The 16,627-nt window shown below is 68.0% G+C and carries 13 protein-coding genes; 9 read left to right on the top strand and 4 right to left on the bottom strand.

Features of this window, described 5'->3' with window-relative positions; translation table 11 throughout:
* The first annotated feature begins 288 nt into the window (after positions 1-288).
* From lpxC to STARVERO_RS15780, 5 genes are all read left to right on the top strand, one after another.
* A complete protein-coding gene (gene lpxC / locus STARVERO_RS15800) occupies positions 289-1,227 on the top strand; it encodes a UDP-3-O-acyl-N-acetylglucosamine deacetylase (protein ID WP_159599930.1) in 939 nt (312 codons plus the stop codon).
* 177 nt (positions 1,228-1,404) lie between these two features.
* The gene (locus STARVERO_RS15795) at positions 1,405-2,316 is read left to right on the top strand and encodes an outer membrane protein assembly factor BamD (RefSeq protein ID WP_159599928.1); all 912 of its coding nucleotides are present in this window, start codon (positions 1,405-1,407) and stop codon (positions 2,314-2,316) included.
* A 143-nt stretch (positions 2,317-2,459) separates the two neighbouring features.
* Positions 2,460-4,136, top strand: a complete 1,677-nt coding sequence (gene recN / locus STARVERO_RS15790; protein WP_159599926.1) for a DNA repair protein RecN — start codon at positions 2,460-2,462, stop codon at positions 4,134-4,136.
* A 5-nt stretch (positions 4,137-4,141) separates the two neighbouring features.
* Positions 4,142-6,343: an NAD-dependent DNA ligase LigA gene (gene ligA, locus STARVERO_RS15785; RefSeq protein WP_159599924.1), complete on the top strand. Its 2,202-nt coding sequence runs from the start codon at positions 4,142-4,144 to the stop codon at positions 6,341-6,343.
* 56 nt (positions 6,344-6,399) lie between these two features.
* Positions 6,400-6,957, top strand: a complete 558-nt coding sequence (locus STARVERO_RS15780; RefSeq protein ID WP_159599922.1) for a cysteine hydrolase family protein — start codon at positions 6,400-6,402, stop codon at positions 6,955-6,957.
* Between the two features lie 11 nt (positions 6,958-6,968).
* On the opposite strand, the gene STARVERO_RS15775 is transcribed toward STARVERO_RS15780, so the two are convergent.
* From STARVERO_RS15775 to STARVERO_RS15765, 3 genes are all read right to left on the bottom strand, one after another.
* Positions 6,969-7,121 carry a DUF3309 domain-containing protein gene (locus STARVERO_RS15775; RefSeq protein WP_144344112.1) on the bottom strand — a complete coding sequence of 51 codons (153 nt, stop codon included), beginning with the start codon at positions 7,119-7,121 and terminating at the stop codon, positions 6,969-6,971.
* 150 nt (positions 7,122-7,271) lie between these two features.
* Positions 7,272-9,104: an aminopeptidase P family protein gene (locus tag STARVERO_RS15770; RefSeq protein WP_159599920.1), complete on the bottom strand. Its 1,833-nt coding sequence runs from the start codon at positions 9,102-9,104 to the stop codon at positions 7,272-7,274.
* A 33-nt stretch (positions 9,105-9,137) separates the two neighbouring features.
* On the bottom strand, positions 9,138-9,767 hold the full coding sequence (locus STARVERO_RS15765) for a LysE family translocator (RefSeq protein ID WP_159599918.1): 630 nt from the start codon (positions 9,765-9,767) through the stop codon (positions 9,138-9,140).
* A gap of 88 nt (positions 9,768-9,855) precedes the next feature.
* Here STARVERO_RS15765 and STARVERO_RS15760 point away from each other — a divergent pair, with 88 nt between their 5' ends.
* The 3 genes from STARVERO_RS15760 (at position 9,856) to STARVERO_RS15750 (ending at position 14,274) form a co-directional block, all read left to right on the top strand.
* A complete protein-coding gene (locus STARVERO_RS15760; RefSeq protein WP_159599916.1) occupies positions 9,856-10,662 on the top strand; it encodes a substrate-binding periplasmic protein in 807 nt (268 codons plus the stop codon).
* Positions 10,663-10,746: 84 nt separating this feature from the next.
* Positions 10,747-13,263, top strand: coding sequence for an ATP-dependent helicase (locus STARVERO_RS15755; RefSeq protein WP_200837834.1), 2,517 nt, complete (start codon positions 10,747-10,749; stop codon positions 13,261-13,263).
* Positions 13,264-13,335: 72 nt separating this feature from the next.
* Positions 13,336-14,274, top strand: a complete 939-nt coding sequence (locus STARVERO_RS15750) for a 50S ribosomal protein L11 methyltransferase (protein ID WP_159599912.1) — start codon at positions 13,336-13,338, stop codon at positions 14,272-14,274.
* Between the two features lie 24 nt (positions 14,275-14,298).
* Here STARVERO_RS15750 and STARVERO_RS15745 read toward each other — a convergent pair whose 3' ends face one another.
* Positions 14,299-14,811, bottom strand: coding sequence for a thioesterase family protein (locus STARVERO_RS15745; RefSeq protein WP_144344118.1), 513 nt, complete (start codon positions 14,809-14,811; stop codon positions 14,299-14,301).
* Positions 14,812-15,052: 241 nt separating this feature from the next.
* Between STARVERO_RS15745 and STARVERO_RS15740 the strand changes: the two genes are divergently transcribed.
* Positions 15,053-16,468, top strand: coding sequence for an FAD-binding oxidoreductase (locus STARVERO_RS15740; RefSeq protein WP_159599910.1), 1,416 nt, complete (start codon positions 15,053-15,055; stop codon positions 16,466-16,468).
* Positions 16,469-16,627 lie beyond the last annotated feature (159 nt).

The raw sequence follows: 16,627 nt of genomic DNA, 5'->3' as shown, positions 1-16,627 counted from the left end.
AGCCGCCTGTTACAGAGCCTGTAATGCAATGCAGCACCCGGGTCGCGAGGCCCGGGTGTACTCTTTTGAGATTAAACGATTTTTTAGGATTTTGCGGCAGCGTAGGAACGGTAACAGAAGGTAAGCAAGCGTGATTTGGCGCCGGGTGGGGGCGTCGTTATCTTGCCAGCCAACGATAAGCCGCCGGTTCGGATTCGCTTCCGTGCCTCACAACATGGCGGTCGAATTTGTTGGTTCTTGGGGAATGGGGAAAGCGACTCCGCTTCGTGTGGACGCTTTGTGGACTGAATGAACGCTGTACGGCAGACCACTCTTGGCGACTGCGTGACGCTTTCCGGCGTCGGCGTTCATTCCGGCAAGCAGGCCCGGTTGAGCATTGCTCCCGCTGAAGCCGATACCGGCATCGTTTTCCACCGTACCGATTCGTCCCAGTCCGTCCGTGCCTGCCGTGGCGCCGTGCGCGGCAGCGACCTCGCCACCGTACTGCGTGATTCGAGCGGCCCGGCCGTTTCCACCGTCGAGCACCTGCTGGCCTGCTTCGCCGGTCTCGGGGTTGACAACGCGCATGTCGAGCTGGACGGGCCGGAAGTGCCGATCCTTGACGGCAGCGCCGGGGAGTTCGTGGCGGCGGTCGATGATGCGGGCATCGTTGAGACCAATCGGCCACGCCGGTATCTGCGCGTGCTGAAGCCGGTCCGCATCGAGACCGAAACCGGCTATGGCGAACTGACCCCTTACGATTTCGGTTTCCGGCTCGAGGTCGAGATCGACTTCGCCCACGCCGCCATCGGCCGCCAGCGCTTCGCGGCCACCATGTCGCCGAACGTGTTCCGCAAGGAGCTGGCGTCGGCCCGTACCTTCGGCTTCGTGAGCGATGTGGAGCGTCTCTGGCAGGCGGGCTATGCGCTCGGCGCCTCGCTCGACAACACGATCTGCCTCGGCGAGGACGGCATCGTGAACACGACCGGTCTGCGCTACGCGGACGAGTTCGTTCGCCACAAGGCGCTGGACGCGGTGGGCGACCTCGCCATTGGCGGCCTGCCGATGATGGCGCGCTACCGTTCCTATCGCGGTGGCCACAAGCTCAACTTCGCCGTGGTCGACGCTCTGCTTTCCGACCGCACGGCCTATGAGGTGGTCGAGGCCCGCATTCCGGCGCGTCGCAGTGTCAGCGCCAATGCCGGCGTGGTTGCGGTGGCCGTTCCGGCCTATGCGCCGGAGCTTTGAGGCTGTTTTCCCGTCCTCTGCGCGTCCTTTGCGCAACAGATGCGGATTTACCGGCGCTCGCCCACACCTCTTTGCTCTCGGCATTCCAAGGCGCCATAATCCGGTCGGAAAGCGGCCTTAGCGCCTGATCGCGCAACACGGCGGCGAAGTAGCGACCAGATCGGGATCGAACTTGTGATGCGTCTTCTCAGTCTCGGCCGGCCCAGCGCGGCTCTTTCGGCGGAACGCCCGACGCACGCGCGTGGAGGGCTGAGCGCCGGCGCCTTCGCCGTCCGGCTTGCCGGCCTCGTCATGGTCGGCGCGACCCTCGGCGGATGCGCGAGCTGGTTCGATACCAACAAGGAAGAGACGGTCTTCCCCGACGTTCCGGCGGAGCAGCGCTACAATGAGGGCCTTACCCTCATGGCGAAGGAAGACTATGCCGAGGCGATCAAGCGCTTCGAGGACGTGGATCGTCAGCATCCCTATTCGGAATGGGCGCGCAAGGCGCTGCTGATGATCGCCTATGTGAATTACTCCATGGGCAAGTACGACGAGTGCGTCGCGGCGGCCAAGCGCTATCTGGCGCTGCATCCGGGCTCGGACGATGCGGCCTATGCGTCGTTCCTCGTGGCATCGTCCTATTATGACGAAATTCCCGACATTTCCCGCGACCAGGCGCGCACGCAGCGCGCGATGGAAGCGCTCGACGAGGTGGTCCGCAAGTACCCCAACACCGAATACGCCGTCAGCGCCAAGAAGAAGCTCGAGGTCGCGCGCGACCAGCTCGCCGGCAAGGAAATGATGATCGGGCGCTACTATCTGGAGCAGCGCAACTACGCCGGCGCCATCAACCGCTTCAAGGTCGTCGTCACCCGCTACCAGACGACGCGCCATGTCGAGGAGGCGCTGTACCGCCTGACCGAAGCCTATATGGCGCTGGGCGTGATCAACGAGGCGCAGACGTCGGCGGCCGTCCTCGGCTACAATTTCCCCGACAGCTCCTGGTACAAGGACGCCTACAAGCTCGTTCAGTCGCGCGGCGTGAATCCGCAGCTCAATGAGCAGTCCTGGATCGCCAAGGCCTTCAAGGGCTTCTCGCTGGGCTGATCTCCGGGCGGGGCGCCAAGCGCCTCTTCCGTCCTGTGGCGTGTTCTGCGAACATAATGAGAACGCCCGGTGCGCGCGGCTGCGCAAGCTGCTAGAAAGGCGCGTCCCGCTGTTCCGCGCGGAATCGTTCTGGAGCGTCACGCATGCTGGCCGCCCTGTCGATCAGGGATATCGTGCTCATCGAGCGGCTCGATCTGTCCTTCCGGCCGGGTCTCACCGTTCTGACCGGCGAGACCGGCGCCGGCAAGTCGATCCTTCTCGATGCCTTCACCCTCGCGCTCGGCGGGCGCGGCGACGGTTCGCTGGTTCGGCAGGGTGAGGCGCAGGGACAGGTGACGGCGGAATTCGACCTGCCGGTCGACCATCCCGTGCGGGACCTGCTCAACGAAGCCGGCATCGACGATGATGGGGCGCTCGTTCTGCGCCGCGTGCAGCACGCGGATGGGCGCACCCGTGCCTTCGTCAACGACCAGTCGGTGAGCGCGCAGATGCTGCGCAATCTCGGCCGGCGGCTGGTCGAGATCCACGGACAGCATGACGACCGGGCGCTGGTCGACCCCGCCTCGCACCGCGCCTTGCTCGATGCCTATGGCGGCCTTGCGCCGCTGACCGAGGAGGTCGGCAGCCTCTGGCGGAGCTGGCGGGCGGCCCGGGCGGAGGCGGCGGAAGAGAAGGCGCGGCTCGACGAGGCGGCGAAGGAGGCCGATTTCATCCGCCACGCGGTGGAGGAACTCACGGCGCTGGCGGCCGAGCCGGGCGAGGAGGAGCGCCTCGCGACGCGACGTACCGAGATGATGCGGTTCGAGAAGATCGCGACCGATCTCGCGGACGCGCAGGACGCCGTCGGCGGCGCCAGCTCGCCCATTCCCGGCCTTGCCGCCGCCGTACGCCGGCTGGAGAGGCGGGCCGGCGAGGTGGAGGCGCTGGTGCGCCCGGCTGTGGAGGCGATCGACGCGGCGCTGAACGCGCTGGAACTCGCCCGCGCGCATCTCGACGCGGCGTTGCGTGAGGCGGATTTCGATCCGCACGAACTGGAGCGGATCGAGGAGCGGCTCTTTGCGCTACGTGCGGCCGGGCGCAAATTCGCCTGCACGGTGGACGAGCTGCCCGCGGTGGCGGTGCGCTTCGCCGAGCAGCTCGATGCGCTCGATCACGGGGCGGCAACGCTCAAGCGACTGGAAGCCCGCGCGGCCGAGGCCGAGACGGCCTACCGGCACGCGGCGCGGCAGCTTTCCGAAAAGCGCCGCGCGGCGGCCATGGCACTCGACGCCGCGGTGAACGCCGAGCTGCCGCCGCTGAAGCTGGAACATGCGCGCTTCATCACCGACTGTCAGAGCGACGAGAGCGGTCAGGCCGATGGCTATGACCGCATCGAGTTCTGGGTGCAGACCAACCCCGGCACGCGCCCGGGGCCGATGATGAAGGTGGCGTCCGGCGGCGAGCTGGCGCGTTTCCTGCTGGCGCTCAAGGTGGTGCTGGCCGACAGGGGATCGGCGCCGACCCTCGTCTTCGACGAGATCGATACGGGCGTCGGCGGGGCCGTGGCGGACGCCATCGGTGCCCGGCTGGCACGGCTCTCCGACCGCGTGCAGGTGGTCGCGGTTACCCATGCCCCGCAGGTCGCGGCGCGCGCCGGCAATCATTTCCGCATCGCCAAGGAAGCGATGAGCGATCTCGACCGGGTGGCGACGCGCGTCGCGCCGCTGGCGCCCGATCATCGCCGCGAGGAGATCGCCCGCATGCTTTCCGGCGCCGAGATCACCTCGGAAGCGCGCGCGGCTGCCGAGCGGCTGCTCAAGGGCGCCGAATCCGTTAAGTGAACGTCATGAGCGCATCCACCGCCGACATCCCCGTCGAGAAGCTGACCGCCGATGAGGCGGCCAAGGAACATTCCCGGCTCGGCGACGCGATCGCCGCCGCCGATCGCCGCTACTACCAGGAAGACGCGCCGACCATCTCCGATGCGGAGTATGACGAGCTGCGCCGGCGCTACGAGGCGATCGAGGCGCAGTTTCCCGAGCTCAAAGGCATCGACAGCCTGTCGGAGAAGGTGGGCGCGGCGCCGTCGGCGAAATTCGCCAAGGTGCGCCATCGCGTGCCGATGCTCTCGCTCGGCAATGCGTTCGCCGACGAGGAGGTCGAGGAATTCGTCGCCCGCGTCCGCCGCTTCCTCGGGCTGTCGGTCGATGCCGACCTCACCTTTACCGCCGAGCCGAAGATCGACGGCCTCTCCTGCTCACTGCGCTATGAGGGTGGGCGCCTCGTGCAGGCGGCGACGCGCGGCGACGGCTTCGAAGGCGAGGACGTCACCGCCAATGTGCGCACCATCGGGGAGATCCCGGAACGGCTGAAGGGCCGGGACATGTTCGAAGTCCCCGAGATCTTCGAGGTGCGCGGCGAGGTCTATATGGGCCACGCCGATTTCGCCGCGATCAACGAGCGCCAGCAGGCCGCCGGCAAGCCGCTCTTCGCCAATCCGCGCAACGCGGCGGCGGGCAGCCTGCGCCAGCTCGACGCGAAGATCACGGCCAGCCGTCCTCTGCGTTTCTTCGCCTATGCCTGGGGCGAGGTAAGCGATGGCGGCAAGGAGGGCCGGGGGCTTCCGGCCGACACTCAGTTCGGCGTGATCGAGGCGTTCCGACGCTGGGGGCTGCCGACCAATCCGCTCACCGTTCGCTGCCATTCGGCGGCCGAGCTGCTGGCGCATTATCATCGGATCGAGGAACAGCGCGCAGCTCTCGGCTACGACATCGACGGCGTCGTCTACAAGGTCGACAGCCTCGCACTGCAGAACCGGCTCGGCTTCGTCTCGCGCTCGCCGCGCTGGGCGCTGGCGCACAAATTCCCCGCCCAGCGGGCGATCACGCAGCTGGAGCGGATCGAGATCCAGGTGGGGCGGACCGGCGCGCTCACCCCGGTCGCCAAGCTGACCCCGGTGACGGTGGGCGGCGTCGTGGTCTCCAACGCTTCGCTGCACAACGAGGATTACATCCGGGGCATCGGCGGCAATGGCGAGCCGATCCGCGGGATTTTCGAAGACAAGCCGGTCGACATACGCGAAGGCGACTGGGTGACGATCCAGCGGGCGGGCGACGTCATCCCGCAGGTCGTCGACGTGGTGCTGGAGCGCCGCTCCCCCGATGCGAAGCCCTACAGCTTCCCCACCATCTGTCCCGCTTGCGGTTCGCATGCCGTGCGCGAGGAGGGGGAGGTGGTACGGCGCTGCACCGGCGGGCTGATCTGCCCGGCGCAGGCGGTGGAGCGCATCCGCCACTTCGTCTCGCGCGACGCCTTCGATATCGAGGGGCTGGGCGAGAAACAGGTGCAGGCCTTCCACGACTGGGGGATGATCACCCAGCCGGCCGACATCTTCACGCTGGTGGCCCGCGATTCCGATCCCACCTCGCTGACCCGGCTGAAGAATCGCGATGGCTGGGGCGAGACCTCGGCGAAGAACCTCTTCGCCGCCATCGAGGCGCGCCGGCATGTGCCGGTCAACCGCTTCCTCTATGCGCTCGGCATCCGCCATGTCGGGGAGACCAACGCCAAGCGGCTGATGCGGCATTTCGGTTCCATCGAGGCGCTGCGCGAGGCCGCGTTGGCGGCCGTGCCGCCGGGCGAGGAGCACCCCAAGGGCAACGAGGCTTGGGCCGAATTGGTGGGGATCGAGGGCATCGGCTCGGTCGTCGCGGAGGCGGTGGTCGATTTCTTCAACGAGCCGAACAATGAGGCGGCGCTCGACGCCCTGCTGAAGGAAGTGACCACCGAGCCGATGGAGGCGGTGGCGAGCGGCGGCGCGGTCGGGGGCAAGACGGTGGTGTTCACCGGCGCGCTGGAGAAGATGACGCGCGACGAGGCGAAGGCCATGGCGGAGCGGATTGGCGCCAAGGTCGCCGGCTCGGTATCGAAGAAGACCGATTATGTCGTGGCCGGCGCCGATGCCGGCTCCAAGCTCGCCAAGGCACGCGAACTGGGCGTCGCGGTGCTTACCGAAGACGAATGGCTGGCGCTGGCGGGCGCCGGTTGACAGGTGGGGCCACGGCGTCCGACCGTGGCGCCCCCTCTTCGTCCCGGAGACGTATCGTGTCCGCCACTGCCCTGCTCATCATCGATCTTCAGAACGATTATTTTCCCGGCGGGAAGTATCCGCTGGTCGGCATTGAAGCTGCGGCGGAGGCTGCGGCCGGCCTTCTGCGCGCCGCGCGGGAGAAGGGAATTCCCGTTGTCCATGTGCGGCACGAGTCGCCGAAGGTCGACGCTCCGTTCTTCGGCAAGGGCACCACGGGCGCAGAGATCCATCCGGCGGTGGCGCCGCAGCCGGAAGAGCCGGTGATCGTGAAGCAGAACGTGAATTCCTTCCTGCGCACGGACCTCGACGAGGTGCTGAAGAGCAAGGACGTCGGTGCGCTCGTCGTGGTTGGGGCGATGAGCCATATGTGCGTCGACGCCGCCACGCGGGCGGCGCTCGACCTCGGCTACGGTGTCACCTTGGCGCATGACGCGGCGGCGACCCGTGATCTTGCTTTCGGCGGTAGCGAGGTGCCGGCGGCGAACGTGCAGGTGGCGATGATGGCGGCACTGCAGTTCGCCGGCGCCGCGATCCGCCCGGCGGGAGAGATCGCCGCCGAATGGCGGGGCTGAGCGAGCCCCGCCTATACCCTGCCGGTGAGCATCATCACGATCAGGATCACCAGAAGAATGGTGACGAGACCGCTGGGGCCATAGCCCCAGCTGCGGCTATAGCCCCAGCTGGGCAGGGCGCCGACAAGTATCAGGATAAGAATGATCAGGAGAATAGTGGTCATGGCGGTGTCTCCGTCTGCCACGTTGCATGGGTCAGGAGACAAACGCCGGCCGCTGGCGATGGTTCCATTAAACCGCCAAGCACACCAGGCGATATGCTCACCTGAATGCTTGCGGTCTTCCACGCCGGTAGGCGAGGGAGCGCGATCCCGCTAGCGGCCGAGCGGTGCGGTGGCCGCGTGCAGCCAGATACGGGTGGTCTCGTCCACCAGCGGGCCGACCGACGCCAGCACACGTGCATGATAGGCATCCAGCCAGGCGATCTCGTCAGCGGTGAGCAGTGCGGTCTCGATCACCCGCCGGTCGAACGGCGCGAGCGTCAGCGTTTCGAAGGCCAGCAGCGTCTTCTCGGCGCCCTCGACGGCGGGGCCATCGACAACGATCTCGAGATTCTCCAGCCGGATGCCGTAAGCGCCGGTCTTGTAGTAGCCGGGCTCGTTCGAGAGCACCATGCCGCGCGCCAGAGGCACCGTGCCGAGCTTGGAGATGCGCGCGGGGCCTTCATGCACCGAGAGATAGGCCCCGACGCCGTGACCGGTGCCATGCTCGAAATCGAGCCCGGCGGCCCAGAGGAACTGTCGGGCGAAGGGGTCGAGCTGCGCGCCGGAGGTGCCGAGCGGAAACACGGCGCGCGCAATCGCCATGTGGCCCTTGAGCACCCGGGTGAAGCGATCGCGCATCTCTGGCGTCGGCACGCCGACAGCGATGGTGCGCGTCACGTCAGTGGTGCCGTCCTCATATTGCGCGCCGGAGTCGATGAGGAAGAGTTCGCCGGGGTGGATCGCCCGGTTGGTCGCCTCGGTGACGCGGTAGTGCACGATGGCCCCGTTCGGGCCGGCACCGGAGATCGTGGGGAAGGAAACGTCCTTCAGTGCGCCGGTTTCGCGACGGAAGGTTTCCAGCGCCGCCACGGCGTCGATCTCGGTCAGCGCGCCCTTCGGCGCTTCGGCATCGAACCAGGCCAGGAAGCGGGCGAGCGCCGCGCCGTCGCGCAGATGGGCGGCGCGCATGCCGGCGAGCTCGGCGGCGTTCTTCGCCGCCTGCATCAGCGCGACCGGGCTCGGGCCGGAGGAAACCTTGCCGCCCGCCGCCTCGATGCGCGCGGCGAGAAGGGCGGGGGCGGTCGCCTGATCGAGCCGCAGGGTGGCGCCGGAACCGGCGATCATTTCCACCGCGCGCTCCAGCAGCGCCGGCTCGGCGATCTCTGCCACCTGCGCGAGGGCATCGCGCGCCGTATTGGAGAGCTTGCGTCCGTCGACGAACAGGGTCGGGCGCCCCTCCTTTGGCACGAGAGCCCAGGAGAGCGGCAGGGGTGTGAAGGCGACGTCTCCGCCGCGGATATTGAAGATCCACGCGACCGAATGCGGATCGGAGATCACCAGCGCATCGAGCTTCTGCTCGGCGAGCGCCGCCTGCACGCGGGCGATCTTGTCCGCCGCCGCCTCCCCGGCCAGTGCCGCCTCGCGCAGCATGACCGGCGCGAGCGGCGCGGCCGGCCGATCGGTCCATACCGCGTCGACCGGGTTGCCCTCGACAGCGGCCAAAGTGCCGCCGGCCGCCGCAACCGACTGGCGCAGCTTGCGTTCCCCGTCCACCGTGATCAGCCACGGATCGTAGCCGAAACGTGCTCCGGTGGGGAGGTTCTTCTCCAGCCAGCGCTCGGGCGTGGTTTCCGCGAGGGGGACGACCTCGAAGGAGGCGGTGTCGACCTGATCGGCGGCCTGCAGCGTGTAGCGTCCGTCCACGACGATAGCGGCCTTGTCGCGCAACACGACGGCGACGCCAGCCGAGCCGGTGAAGCCGGTCAGCCAGGCGAGGCGCTCGTCGCAAGGCGGGACATATTCGTTCTGATGCGCGTCGGCGCGCGGCACGATGAAGCCGTCCAGCCCGCGCCGTTCCAGCTCCGCCCGCAGCAGCTTGAGTCTTGCCGTACCGAGGGAGGGGGCGGCGGCGTCGGAAAAGGTCTGAAACTTGGCTTCGAACATCACGTCACTCGGGTCTCGCAGGCACGTCGCCGGTCAGTTGCGCGAGGCGATGCCGCGCCCGGCATCGGCCAGCGATTTGGCGCCGAAGGCAATGAACATCACGCCCACGAGGCGGGTAATGAGGAGGCCGTGGCGCAGGAAGACGCGCCGCACCGGCGCCAGCCCGGCGGCCCAGACGAGGATGATGTCCGCGACGATGAAGCCGGCGAACGCCGCCAGCAGCAGCTGCGGGGCGGCATCCCAGGAGAGGCCGGAGGCGTATTGCGCCGTGAGCGCGGTGAACATCGCCACCGAGACCGGGTAGGCCTTCGGATTGGTGAGGCCGAACAGCACGCCGGTCATCAGTGGACGGCTGGAGCCGGCCGGCGCTGCCGCGCCCTCGCACGACATCAGCGCCTTGGCGCCGAGCCAGCACAGATAGAGCCCGCAGAAGATGCCGAGCATGTCGAACAGCGTCGGGCCGAGTTGGTTCACGCCGATGATGGCGGCGAAGGCGAGGGCGGTCCAGGCCACGTCGCCGATCAGGTGTCCGCCGACGAAGCGGGCGCCGGCCGGGCGCCCATGCGTCGCCGCCAGCGAGAACAAGGCGAGGAAGGCAGGCCCCGGCGACAGCACGTAGAGCGCGCCCGCGAGCGCGGTCATCAGATAAAGGCCGTTCGACATGGGGGCTCGCTGGACGAATGTTGGCGATTGCGCCAGCATCGGCGCGAACGGGGATGACGTCAATTGCTGCGGGCGCATGGGAGGAGCCATGGTCGTCGCATCGCGGGTGATCATGCGTATCCTGACCGCGGCGCTCGCGCTGGCCTTTGGCGCGCCCGCCGCCGTACCGCCCGCGCGGGCGGATTCCGAGCTGCGGGTCGGCACCTATCTCGACAACAAGCCCTGGCAGTTCCGTGACGGGACAGGCGCGGTGGTCGGCTTCGAGGTCGATCTGGTCGAAGCCATCGGCGCGCAGATCGGGCGGAAGGTGGTGATCCACGAAATGGTGTTCGGGGAGATGTTTCCGGCGCTGGAGGAGGGCCGGATCGACCTCGCCATGTCGACCATCAGCATCGTGGCGCCGCGCGTCGGCCGTTTCGACTTCACCCAGCCCTATTACGAGACGACGCAGGGGGTGGTGGTGATGCGCAATTCTCCCATCCGCTCGCTCGGCGACCTCGCAGGGCGGACGGTCAGCGTCATTCCGCAGACCACGAGCGACCTGTGGGTGACGGCGAACAAGGAGCGGCTCGGCATCGCCGCCATCCGCAAGGCGGAAGGGCTCGACGAGGGGCTGGCGTGGCTGGGCGAGGGGAGCGTCGATGCGCATGTCGGGGACATCCCGGCGCTGCTCTACCGCCTGCTCGGGCGCTCCGATCTCGCCGTGGTGGCGCGCGTGCCGAGCGATGAGCGCTACGCGCTGATGCTGGCGCGGAATTCTCCCCTGACCGAGCCGATCGATGCCGCCATCACGAAGATGAAGCGGGACGGAACGCTGGCACGGATTCATCAGAAATGGTTCGGGATTCCACCCGAGCCCGACGGCCCGACGGCGATGGTGCTGCCGCGCCCGTAAAAGGCGAGGTGAAACGCGATTTCGGTGCCGCCCTCGCCAAATGGGCATGCCGGTGCCATTTTGTTCCTCCAAGAATCACGTGACATGACTGCGAGCAGGCCGTTGGCCGACCCCCGTAAACAGCCGGACGGCGATCCGTTCGACATTCCTTTCGACCTGCCGGAGCGCGCTTCGGCGGACAGGTCAACCGATGTGCAGGCCGATCTGCCGGCGCCTGCGCCGCGCCCCGGCGGCATTGCCGCGCGCGCGGCGGCGCTGGCCAATCCCGGCCGGTCGGCCGGCGGGAGCGGTGTCTATCTCGACGGGCTCAACCCCGAGCAGCGCGCGGCTGTCGAGGCGACCGAAGGGCCGGTCCTGGTGCTGGCCGGCGCGGGCACCGGCAAGACGCGGGTGCTGACCACCCGCATCGCCCATATCCTCTCGCTCGGCCTCGCCTGGCCCTCGCAGATCCTCGCCGTGACCTTCACCAACAAGGCCGCGCGCGAGATGAAGGAGCGCATCCACGCCATGGTGGGCGAGGAGGTGGAGGGCATGCCGTGGCTCGGCACCTTCCATTCCATCGGCGTGCGCATGCTGCGCCGGCACGCGGAGCTGGTCGGGCTGAAGTCGGGCTTCACCATCCTCGATACCGACGACCAGATCCGGCTGCTCAAGCAGCTGCTGCAGGCCGAGAACATCGACGAGAAGCGCTGGCCCGCGCGCCTGCTGGCCAACACCATCGACGGCTGGAAGAACCGCGGCCTCAGTCCCGACCAGGTGTCGGCGGGCGAGGGGGCGGCCTTCGCCAATGGCCGGGGGCAGAAGCTCTATGCCGATTATCAGGCGCGGCTGAAGGCGTTGAACGCGGTCGATTTCGGCGACCTGCTGCTGGAGAGCATCCGTCTCCTGCGCGAGAATCCGGACGTGCTCGCCGACTATCACCGGCGCTTCCGCTACATCCTCGTTGACGAGTATCAAGATACCAACGTTGCACAGTACCTGTGGCTGCGCCTGCTGGCGCAGGGCTCGCGCAATGTCTGCTGCGTCGGCGACGATGACCAGTCGATCTATGGCTGGCGCGGCGCCGAGGTGGACAACATCCTGCGCTTCGAGAGCGATTTCCCCGGCGCCAAGGTGGTGCGGCTGGAGCGCAATTACCGCTCCACCGGCCACATCCTCGGCGCGGCGGCGCATCTCATCGCCCACAATGAGGGGCGGCTCGGCAAGACGCTGTTCTCGGAAGGCGCCAGCGGCGAGAGGGTGACGGTGACGGGCGCCTGGGACAGCCAGGAAGAGGCCCGTGCCATCGGCGAGGAGATCGAGGACCTCCAGCGCGGAGGGCATGCGCTGGCGCAGATCGCCATCCTCGTGCGCGCCTCCTTCCAGATGCGCGAGTTCGAGGACCGCTTCGTCACGCTGGGACTGAACTACCGCGTCATCGGCGGCCCCCGCTTCTACGAGCGCGCGGAAATCCGCGATGCGCTGGCCTATCTGCGCGTCATCGCCTCGCCGGCCGACGACCTCGCCTTCGAGCGCATCGTCAACGTGCCCAAGCGCGGCCTCGGCGACGCGGCGCTGCGCCAGATCCACGACCACGCCCGCGCGGCGCAACTGCCGCTGATCGAGGCGGCACGCGAATTGGTCGGCAGCGAGGAGCTGAAGCCCAAGGTCCGCCTCACCCTGCGCGATCTCGTCGGCGCGTTCGACCGCTGGCGCGAGCAGATGGCGACCATGCCGCATCACGAGCTGGCCGAGATCGTGCTCGACGAGAGCGGCTACACCGAGATGTGGCAGAAGGATCGCTCGGCCGATGCCGCCGGCCGGCTGGAGAACCTGAAGGAACTCGTGCGCTCCATGGAGCCGTTCGAGAACCTGATCGGCTTCCTCGAACACATCGCGCTGGTGATGGACGTCGATGGCGGCGGCAATGGCGACGCCGTCAACATCATGACGCTGCATTCCGCCAAGGGGCTGGAGTTCGACACCGTGTTCCTGCCCGGCTGGGAGGAGGGCGTGTTCCCGAACCAGCGCGCGCTCGACGAGCAGGGACGTGCCGGGCTGGAGGAGGAGCGCCGCCTCGCCTATGTCGGCATCACCCGCGCCCGGCGGCGGGCCAAGGTGTTCTTCGCCTCCAACCGGCGCATCCACGGCCTCTGGCAGTCCAGCGTGCCCAGCCGCTTCCTTGACGAATTGTCGGAGAAGGACGTGGAGGTGACGGAATCGCGCGGCGGCCAGGGCTGGGGAGGTGGCCAGGCCGGCCGCTACGGCTACGGGCCGAGCCGCTTCGACCAGGCCGAGACCTTCGGCTCGAGCTATTCGACGCCGGGCTGGCAGCGGGCGCAGAACGCCAGCCGTGCCGGTGGCGGGTCTTCCGGCGGCGGGTTCTCGGACCGCCCCTCGCGCTACGCGGCCAGCGAGGGCGCGCGCGGCGGGCGGGTCATCGAGGGCGAGCTGATCGCCAAGTCCACCGGTGCATCGTCGCGTTTCGGCATCGGCGACCGGGTGTTCCACCAGAAGTTCGGCTATGGCGAAGTGGCCTCGGTGGAGGGCAACAAGCTCACCGTCCAGTTCGACAAGGCCGGCGAGAAGAAGGTGGTCGACAGTTTCGTCGAGGCGGCCTGAGCGGCGACGCGCTGGCGTTCCGCGCCGTCCTCGCTTAACAGAGCGCGACCGATCCGCCGCGAGGAATGCCGAATGCTCGAAGGACTGCCGCCCAATGGCGCCACCCATGTGATGCGCGTGGAGGCGCCCGAGCATGAGGCGCGCGCCATCGCCGACATCATCTCCGAGAGCTTCGATCCGGCCGAGGTGGCGACTGCCGCCTTCGAGGAGCAGGATCTCGCCGAGGGGGCGTCCTGGGCGATGGAGGCCTATTTCGGCGAGGCGCCGGACGAGGACAGCGTCCGCGACCTGATCCGCCTCGTGGCGCCGGACCATGCGGACAAGGCCGAGTTCCTCACCCTCGACAAGAAGGACTGGGTGGCCTCCTCGCTGGAAGGACTGGCGCCGGTCGCGATCGGCCGTTTCGTCATCCATGGCGCGCATGACCGGGACCGGCTGCCGCCAAGCCGCATCGGCATCGAGATCGAGGCGGCGCTCGCCTTCGGCACAGGTCACCACGGCACCACCAAGGGTTGCCTCTCGGCGATCGCCGCCTATGGCAAGCAGCGCCGTCCGGCGCGCACGCTCGACGTCGGCACCGGAACGGGCGTGCTGGCCATGGCGGCGGCGCGGCTGTTCCATGCGCCGGTCGTCGCCAGCGACATCGACCGGGTGGCGGTGGTGACGGCGCAGGCCAATGCGAAGGCCAACCGCGCCGCGCCGCACATCCATTTCCTGCATGCGCCGGGTCTCGGGGCGGGCGAGTTCCGCCGGCAGGGGCCTTACGACCTCATCGTCGCCAACATCCTGCTGCCGCCGCTGAAGGCGATCGCCCGGCCACTGCGCCGGCTGCTGGCGCCGGGCGGGACGGTGGTGCTGTCGGGGTTGCTGCCCTCGCACGCCAATGCGGCGCTGGCCGCCTATCGCGCGCAGGGGCTGCGGCTGAAGCGGCGGCGGGATATCGAGGGCTGGACGACGCTGGAGCTGACAGCCGATTCAGGGCGCAACGAGACACCCGCCGGTCGGCGGTGAGGAGACGTCAGGAAGGAACGCCGCTCACGACAGCCGGATCGGCATGTTGACCGGCCGACCGAGCCCTTCCGGGATCGGCAGCGCGCCATGGGCGGCCTTCATCAGCGCGAGGCGTTCCAGCACCTCGTCGGGGAACGGCGCCACACGGCGGGTGCCGGCCTCGACATGCTGGGCGATCTGCTCGCAGGTCGCCGCGATCCAGCCCTCGCGGGCATGGTGCAGTTCCTGGAACAGATGCATGCGCTTGTCGTCGTAGTTGACGAGGCGCAACGTGACCCGCACCTCCTGTCCCACGCGAAGCTCGCGCAGGAAGCGTTGATGGGCCTCGATCGTGACGAACGAGGCGCTGCGGCTCTCCACCCGATGGGGGCCGAGACCCACGAGGAAGACGGCCTCGTCGACCGCACGGTCGAACAGCAGGCCGTAATAGGCTGCGTTGAGCTGCCCGTGGTGATCGCCCCAGTTCGGCTCGACCGTCATCACGGACGAAACAAAAGGAGCGAAGAACACGGGCTCGAAGTCGATCCCGTCCAGCATGACACCATCCCGACCGCGAGCGCGTGACCGCTCTGCCTTATTGACAAGCATTGTGCCGACTTTCAGTGCAGTCGTCACCTGTCCTGATGGCGATTGAATGACTGAATTCTTGCGATCCGGGGGTATCGCCGTGCCTTTTGCGCGGCGGGGCGCCGGAGGCGGGGGTCGCGGCGGACACCGATAAGGTATATGCGATGGTCGCCGCGTGGTTAGCGGCAGGCAGCGAGAAGAGGAGAGCGGGATGAACGAGGTATTGCAGGCGCGTCCCGCGACGGAAAAGGCAGGCGAAGCGGTTAGCGCAGTCATCGCCGAGCTCTCCGCCCATTTCGGCGACCGGCTGGCGACCGGCCGCGCCATTCGCGAGCAGCATGCCAACACCGTCACCTGGCTGCCGAACGAGGCACCGGACGCCGTGGTCTTCGTGGAGAGCACGGAGGACGTTCAACTTGTTGTGCGCAGCTGCGCCCGATACCGCGTTCCGGTCATCGCCTTCGGCACCGGCTCCTCGCTGGAAGGGCAGATCAATGCGCCGAAGGGCGGTATCTCGATCGATCTCTCGCGCATGAACCGGGTGCTTTCGGTGCACCCCGAGGACCTCGACTGCGTGGTGGAGCCGGGCGTCACCCGCAAGCAGCTCAACGAGCATCTGCGCGATGTCGGCCTGTTCTTCCCCATCGATCCCGGCGCGGATGCCTCGCTCGGCGGCATGGCTTCCACTCGCGCCTCCGGTACCAATGCGGTGCGCTACGGTACCATGAAGGACAACGTGATCTCCCTGACCGCCGTGCTGGCGAATGGCGAGGTGATCACCACGGCGCGGCGGGCAAGGAAGTCGTCGGCGGGCTACGACCTCACCCGGCTCTTCGTCGGCGCCGAGGGCACGCTCGGCATCATCACCAACCTGACGCTCAGGCTCGCGGGCATTCCTGAAGCGATCTCTGGCGGCGTCTGCGGCTTCCCGACCATCCGCGCCGCCTGCGACGCGGTGATCCTCACCATCCAGTCCGGCCTGCCGGTCGCCCGTATCGAACTGCTGGACGAGGTGCAGGTGCGGGCCTGCAACGCCTATTCGAAGCTCGATCTCGTCGAGCAGCCCACGCTCTTCGTGGAGTTCCACGGCACCGAGGCCAGCGTGCACGAGCAGGCCGAGCGTTTCGGCGAGATCGCGGCCGAGTATGGCGGCGGCGCGTTCAAGTGGGCGACGCGACCCGAGGACCGCACGAAACTCTGGCAGGCACGGCATGACGCCTACTGGGCCTGCCTGCCGCTGAAGCCGGGCGCCAAGGCACTGGCGACCGATGTCTGCGTGCCGCTGTCGCGCCTCGCCGACTGCGTGGACGAGACCAAGCACGACATCGAGGAGATGGGCATGATCGCGCCCATCGTCGGCCATGTCGGCGACGGCAATTTCCACACCGTCACCCTTGTCGACATGGACGATCCGCACGAGGTCGCGAAGGCGAAGGACTTCATCTCGCGCATGGTGGAGCGCGCGCTCGCCATGGGCGGCACCGCCACCGGCGAGCACGGCGTCGGCCAAGGCAAGCGCAAATACATGGAAGCCGAGCACGGCACGGCGACACTCGACGCGATGCGGGCCGTGAAGCTGGCGCTCGATCCGCACAACATCATGAATCCGGGCAAGATCCTGCCCTGAGCGGAATCCGGCCCCGAAGAGACCTTCCAAACGGCGTCCGCGGCGCAAATGACGCTTTGCGGGTGTCGCGGGGAATGCGAAAAATATCAACAATCTAGCGTAGGATGGTTCGACGGCCCCGCTTTCCGGGACGGGGCGCGCCGGGGCGGGTGGACCGGA

It is taken from the genome of Starkeya nomas (assembly GCF_902703545.1).
GTDB lineage: Bacteria > Pseudomonadota > Alphaproteobacteria > Rhizobiales > Xanthobacteraceae > Ancylobacter > Ancylobacter moscoviensis.
This window is presented reverse-complemented; position numbering and strand designations above follow the sequence as displayed.